Below are 6,296 nucleotides of genomic sequence, written 5' to 3'. Positions count from 1 at the left end.
GTAGACAAATTACAAAAACTTGAGTTTCAGACTGATTGCAAGCGTTTGTCTTTCGAGGCGCGAATCCTGGTGAGGAGCGGAGTTACCTTAGACGGTAATGAGCACCGCTCAACAGGCGAAGCAACGAAGAAAGCGAGCGTTTGGTGGGCAGCCTAAAGAGACATTTTCAACTACAATGTTGTGAATGTCTCTTTTTTTCGTTTCTATTTTTTAGTTGCTTTCTATCATATTTCTTCAATAAAAATAATATATTTGAACAACATGTACATTTACTAACTATGGGAGACGGGAAGAAAAAGGGAGAGTGAAAAAGTGTTACATATTGTGGTTTGTATAAAACAAGTGCCTGATACGAAGATCATTAAGATGAATCCTAAAACGAATACGATGGACCGAGCAAGTGCTCCAGCAATATTAAATCCGTATGATGCTCATGCTGTTGAGGAAGCTGTTCGAATTAAGAATAAATATGGTGGAACAGTTTCGGTTATTACCATGGGGCCACCACCTGCTGTAAAAGCTATCAGAAAATGTATAGAAATCGGTGCAGATGAAGGGTATATGATTTCAGACCGTGCATTTGCTGGGGCAGATACTTTAGCGACAAGTTATGCTTTGACAAAGGCGATTGAGAAAATAGGACAAATTCAAGCGATTGATTTAATCATTTGTGGAAAGATGACAATTGACGGTGATACTGGACAAGTTGGACCAGGTATTGCACGTCGTTTAGATATACCCCCGTTAACATCAGTTAAGAAGGTTCAAGAAATTAATAAAGATGAAGGTTATGCAATTGTTCATCGAAAAATAGAAGATGGCCATGAAGTGATTAAAACGAGTTTACCTTGTTTATTTGCAGTTGAGAAGGAAATCAATGAAGTTCCTTATTCATCACTTACAAATATGATAAAGGCTGCAAGGTATAACCCGACCATCTGGGCCGTGAAGGATTTAGAAGATATTGATATTAAACAATTAGGTCTAAAAGGTTCACCAACAATTGTATCGAAAGTATGGGCTCCACCGAAGGCTAAAGGTGGAACGGTTTTTGAAGGAACTTCACTAGAAAAAGTAAATGAACTGATGAAGATTTTAAATGAGAAGAAAGAGTTATTTGAAGTGAAAGGAGGGGTATAAATGGATTTCTCAGAGTACAAAGGTATTTGGGTGTTTATTGAAGAAAACGATAAAGTCATAGCACCTGTGTCACTTGAATTGCTTGGTGCTGGTAAAGAATTAGCAGAAAAACGTGGTTGTGAATTAGCAGGATTATTAATTGGTGAAAATGTGAAATCATTAGCCCCTACGTTATTTGAATACGGTGCTGACATCGTTTATGTATATGATGATCCAATTTTTAAAGATTATCGTACTGAGTCCTATATGAAAGCAGTACTTGAATGTTGTAACAAATATAAGCCTGAAATCTTATTGTATGGTGCAACTTCTAAAGGGAAGGATTTAGCAAGTGCAGTTGCAACTGACTTACCTACAGGTTTAACAGCTGATACAACTGTATTAGATGTTGAAGAAGATACAGGACTATTATTAGCTAGTCGTCCTGCATTTGGTGGAAATATAATGGCAACTATTCTTTGTAAGAAATATAGACCTCAAATGGCTACAGTTCGTCCGAAGGTAATGAAAGCGCTCGCTCCGATTCCCGGTGCTGAGGGTGTTGTAATCGAAGAGGAAATTGATTTAAAAGAAGAAGATATTCGTACAAAAGTATTAGAGATTGTACGTGCAACAACTAAGAAAGTTCGCATTGACGAAGCAGATATTATCGTCGCTGGTGGTAAAGGATTAGGTAGTAAAGACGGATTTCAGTTGATTCATATGTTTGCAGAATCGATTGGAGCGGCTGTTGGAGCAAGTCGTGATGTAGTTGAAGCTGGCTGGGTTGAACATCATCATCAAGTTGGTCAGACTGGCTTAACGGTTACACCAAAAATTTATTTTGCAATTGGGATATCTGGCGCAATACAACATATTGTTGGGATGCAAAATTCAGGTCTCATTATTGCAATCAATAAAGATCCGAATGCGGCAATTTTTCAATCTTGTCATTACGGCATCGTAGGAGACGCATTTGAAATTGTACCAATGCTGATTAACCAATTCCAAGAAAGTTTTTCTTTAAAGGAGGAAAATCACGATCATGCCGGAAAAATTTGATGTAATTGTCGTTGGAGCAGGCCCAGCAGGAATTTCATGTGCATACGAACTCGCAAAAAATGGTGTTAATGTTGTCCTTATTGAAAGAGGAGAATATCCTGGTTCAAAAAATGTTATGGGTGGCGTATTGTATCGTAAAATGATGGAGGACGTTATACCTGAATTTTGGAAGGATGCACCAATTGAACGTGTGATTGTAGAGCAACGAGTTATGATGCTTGATAAACAATCAGCTACAACCTTTGGATATAAAGGTCTTGAATTTGCTGAAGAACCTTATAATAATTTTACGGTTCTTCGCTCAAAGTTTGATCAATGGTTTGCTCAAAAAGCAGTAGAACAAGGTGCATTATTAATCAATGAAACTGTTGTTCTCGAGTGTATTGTTGAAAACGATATGGTAGTTGGGGTAAGAACGGATCGACCAGATGGTGATTTATATGCCGATGTGGTAGTACTTGCTGATGGCGTAAATTCACTTTTAGGAAAATCTTTAGGTTTCCATAAAGAATGGCGACCAGATGAAGTTGCTTTAGCTACAATGGAAATTTTAAAGCTAGATAGTAAAATAATTCAAGATCGATTCGGTCTTGAAGGTAACCAAGGTGTAGCAATCGAGCTATTTGGAGATGCGACAAAAGGCATAGTTGGCACAGGATTTTTATATACAAATAAAGATTCTCTTAGTATTGGGGTCGGTACATTATTATCAGGAATGATTGAAAACAAATTGAAACCTTATGATTTACTAGAATACGTTAAGAATCATCCGATGATTAGACCGTATATTCAAGGAAGCGAACCACAAGAATACCTTGCTCATTTAATTCCAGAAGGTGGGTACAAATCAATTCCTAAATTGGTAGGAAACGGAGTATTAGTAATTGGTGATGCAGCACAATTAGTAAACGCAATTCACCGTGAAGGATCAAATATGGCAATGACATCTGGAAGATTAGCAGCAGAGACCATTATCGAAGCAAAAGCGATTGATAACTACTCTGATGTTGCTTTAAAACCGTACGCTGATAAATTACTAAATAGCTTCGTAGGACAGGATTTGAAAAAATATAAAGATGCAACACATCATTTTGAAAAATTCCCTCAATATTTCGAGCAATATATTCCACTATTAAATAAATCTGCCAGCCAAATGTTTACAGTAGATGGTAAATCTAAATGGGAAAAACAAAAGAATATTATGAGTAATATAGGAGGAGCAAAGGCTAAACTTAAGCTTGCGAAAGATGTATACAAAGCATGGAAGGTGATGAAATAAATGAGTGAGACAAAAAAAGAAAGTACAATCGAAGAAAAGCAGTATCTCGTTCGTTTTAATGCTGATACAAAATCGCACTTAACTGTACTAGATTCCGATATTTGTATGACAAAATGTCCTGATAAAATCTGTACGATATTTTGTCCAGCTGAAGTTTATAAATGGGAAAATATTCGAATGCATGTTGGATACGAGGGGTGTCATGAATGTGGAAGCTGTAGAATAGGCTGTCCTCATCAAAATATTAAATGGGAATATCCGAAAGGTGGGCACGGAATTATATTTAGATTGGGGTGATGGGAATGTTCTCGATAGGCAACTATGTTATGTTTAGCTTAGATGGTGCTGTGGGAACGGTTATGGAAACTAAAGATAATCATTGCTTAGTAGCTTGGGAGGATCGTGTTTGTAGTTGGGCAAGTTTCGATCTACTAAGGAAAATTAGTTGCGCAGAATTAATTCAACTCTTCACTCCAAAATAATTCACCTTTTTTAAAAGAATCGATATAAAAATGGGGGCTATATGAGAGGTAAAACAACCTTCCATATAGCCCCCAATTACATATTAAAGCACGTCAAAAGCTATATACTTCTACATCAACCCGTATACCATAAAAACAATTCTATATGTTCCTTTTTCTATTTTTACTTTTTTCGGTTCTTGGATAGGTGCTTTATCAGATTTCGTTTTACATCCTACTCTATTCTTACAGGATTTAATTAGGTTCTCACTGTTTTTAGGTTTAGATATTTTTGTTTTTTCTTTTTGAACAGTATCTAGTTTAGAGTGTTCAGTTTTATAAATTACTTTGGTTGGCTTAATACTTTTGTCTTTTTCTGTTGCTTCTTTATGTTCTACTTCATTTGAAGGATCTGCAATAGAGGTAAAAATAAATAAAAAAAATAAGGCTCCAGCAATAATAAAATTCTTTAAAGATTTTCCGTTCATTTTAAAGAAAGAGATAATCCCCTTAATAATAAAGAATAGGATTCCTATAAGACATAAAAATTCAATAAAAGTGTACAATAGTCAGCCTCCCTATATTTTTCCACATAATAACTATTCGTTATAGAGGACTAATTTCCCTTTTTAAAGTTAATTGGAGTGTTACTAAAGTATAGGGAAATTCCATCGGATGAAATAGTGGGTGCTATTTTCCTATATATAGCCAATTCTTTTTTTAGTGCTTTAGTTGTTATTGTATGGGAGTTAAAAAATGGAGGGGGATATACAATGCAGAACCTATATGGCATCCATTATATGATCTTATCTTCAAGACATTCGTACAGTTCGTCCACTCTAACATTTAATAGGAAGATTTCTATTAATATAAAAGAAAATTTTCCTTATCACATGTCCACTTAAATGAAAAAGTTCCCCCAATTTGTATCTAAGTTATTTAATTTAGAATACATTTTTACATAAACCTAGGGGACACTAAAGGTAATAATGCCAGCATTTCAAAATTATATACTTTCAAATGCTAATTAATTGATATAGTCTCTAAAAACTATATCTTTTTTATTTTGAAGTCGAAACAGACATTAAGGTTAAAAGAATTAGAATTTACCAAAACTATACAATTCCAACGTAATAATAAAAAAAATCAAAGCTATAATTAAATTCATTCAATAAAATAAGAATAATATCATTGACTAAATAATAGATTGAATTTATATTTAATTTTAAATATTCAAACAACTAGGGGTGTTTAGATGGGAAATGCATTAGTGTTTCAGTCAGATTTTGGATTACTAGATGGAGCAGTTAGCGCTATGTATGGTGTTTCTTGTAGTGTAAATCAAGATATAAAGATTTACGACTTGACCCATGATATACCTCAATACAATATTTGGGAAGCTTCTTACCGACTTGTACAAACAATGAATTACTGGCCAGTTGGAACAGTATTTGTTTCAGTTGTAGACCCAGGTGTAGGATCGGATCGTAGAAGTATAGTGGCTCGCACAAATACGAATCACTTCATTATAACACCTGATAACGGAACATTAACACATGTTGGCAAAATATATGGAATCAACCAATTAAGAGTCATTGACGAAGAAATTAATAGACTACCAAATTCAAGTGAATCCTATACTTTTCATGGGAGAGATATTTTTGCTTTTACAGGTGCAAGATTAGCTTCTGGAATAATCGATTTCGAAAATATTGGTCCAGAAGTAGATTCAGATTCATACATAAAATTACCAATTAAAGAATGTCATAGTGAAAACAATTCGATAACAGGAACAATTGATATACTTGATGTTCGCTATGGTAGTATTTGGACGAATATTGGTCGATCAGATTTTCTCAAACAAGGCGTTTCTCATGGGGACTTTGCCGAAGTAGTAATTACTCACCAAGGAAGAAAAGTATACAAAGAAGCCGTAAAATATGGAAAATCATTTGCTGATGTAGCCATTGGAGAACCAATCTTATATGCAAACAGTCTAGATCAAATGGCAGTTGCTGTAAATCAAGGATCGTTTACTGATGAATACGGAATTGATACAGGTATAGAATGGGAAATAACACTTAAAAGTAAGTAGGGAAATATCTTTCCTTATTCCCAAATTTCAGTAATTTTTCAATATAATTTTAACTCGGAAGTTTACTTATTTTTAAGTAGGCTTCCTTTTTTTTAGTGGATTTTAATCGGGAAGTTAGAAATTTCGAATTAAAACTAATAAAAATAAGTGAATTACTTCACAAAATATTCATTTTTGACTCTATTAAATTCCTTATATTTAGGGGATTTGTAATATTAAAAGTAAAATTTTAGTGAACACTTTCACAAGTTATTCACAGACAATTCTATTTTCCTTTACT

General features: G+C 34.3%; 7 protein-coding genes. 6 read left to right on the top strand and 1 reads right to left on the bottom strand.

Annotated features, from left to right (window positions below):
• The first annotated feature begins 312 nt into the window (after positions 1-312).
• Genes COJ46_RS18695 through COJ46_RS18675 form a run of 5 tightly spaced genes read left to right on the top strand, consistent with a single transcriptional unit; the run spans position 313 to position 3,942 of the window.
• Positions 313-1,140: an electron transfer flavoprotein subunit beta/FixA family protein gene (locus COJ46_RS18695; RefSeq protein ID WP_025568183.1), complete on the top strand. Its 828-nt coding sequence runs from the start codon at positions 313-315 to the stop codon at positions 1,138-1,140.
• Entirely contained in the window at positions 1,141-2,181 is a 1,041-nt protein-coding gene (locus tag COJ46_RS18690) for an electron transfer flavoprotein subunit alpha/FixB family protein (protein WP_098428894.1), read from the top strand.
• Positions 2,165-3,460, top strand: a complete 1,296-nt coding sequence (locus tag COJ46_RS18685) for an FAD-dependent oxidoreductase (protein ID WP_025568181.1) — start codon at positions 2,165-2,167, stop codon at positions 3,458-3,460. Before COJ46_RS18690 ends, COJ46_RS18685 begins: the two co-directional genes overlap by 17 nt.
• A complete protein-coding gene (locus COJ46_RS18680; RefSeq protein WP_025568180.1) occupies positions 3,461-3,757 on the top strand; it encodes a ferredoxin family protein in 297 nt (98 codons plus the stop codon). It abuts the gene before it with no gap.
• A gap of 5 nt (positions 3,758-3,762) precedes the next feature.
• Entirely contained in the window at positions 3,763-3,942 is a 180-nt protein-coding gene (locus COJ46_RS18675) for a tudor domain-containing protein (protein WP_025568179.1), read from the top strand.
• A 110-nt stretch (positions 3,943-4,052) separates the two neighbouring features.
• Here the strand turns inward: COJ46_RS18675 and COJ46_RS18670 are convergent, their stop codons facing one another.
• Positions 4,053-4,487: a hypothetical protein gene (locus tag COJ46_RS18670; RefSeq protein WP_097974224.1), complete on the bottom strand. Its 435-nt coding sequence runs from the start codon at positions 4,485-4,487 to the stop codon at positions 4,053-4,055.
• Between the two features lie 689 nt (positions 4,488-5,176).
• Between COJ46_RS18670 and COJ46_RS18665 the strand changes: the two genes are divergently transcribed.
• Positions 5,177-6,016 (top strand): SAM hydrolase/SAM-dependent halogenase family protein, encoded by an 840-nt coding sequence (locus tag COJ46_RS18665; RefSeq protein WP_097974225.1) that lies wholly within the window; start codon positions 5,177-5,179, stop codon positions 6,014-6,016.
• Positions 6,017-6,296 lie beyond the last annotated feature (280 nt).

Source organism: Bacillus sp. AFS077874 (genome assembly GCF_002566505.1).
In the GTDB taxonomy this organism is placed as follows: domain Bacteria; phylum Bacillota; class Bacilli; order Bacillales; family Bacillaceae_G; genus Gottfriedia.
Note: the sequence above shows the minus strand (reverse complement) of the source record. Positions and strands in the feature narration are given on the sequence as shown.

What these genes read in the sequence shown, in the direction of transcription:
- COJ46_RS18690 (WP_098428894.1), top strand. Translation starts at nt 1,141, where the DNA reads ATGGATTTCTCAGAGTACAAAGGTATTTGGGTGTTTATTGAAGAAAAC.
- COJ46_RS18685 (WP_025568181.1), top strand. Translation starts at nt 2,165, where the DNA reads ATGCCGGAAAAATTTGATGTAATTGTCGTTGGAGCAGGCCCAGCAGGA.
- COJ46_RS18680 (WP_025568180.1), top strand. Translation starts at nt 3,461, where the DNA reads ATGAGTGAGACAAAAAAAGAAAGTACAATCGAAGAAAAGCAGTATCTC.
- COJ46_RS18675 (WP_025568179.1), top strand. Translation starts at nt 3,763, where the DNA reads ATGTTCTCGATAGGCAACTATGTTATGTTTAGCTTAGATGGTGCTGTG.
- COJ46_RS18665 (WP_097974225.1), top strand. Translation starts at nt 5,177, where the DNA reads ATGGGAAATGCATTAGTGTTTCAGTCAGATTTTGGATTACTAGATGGA.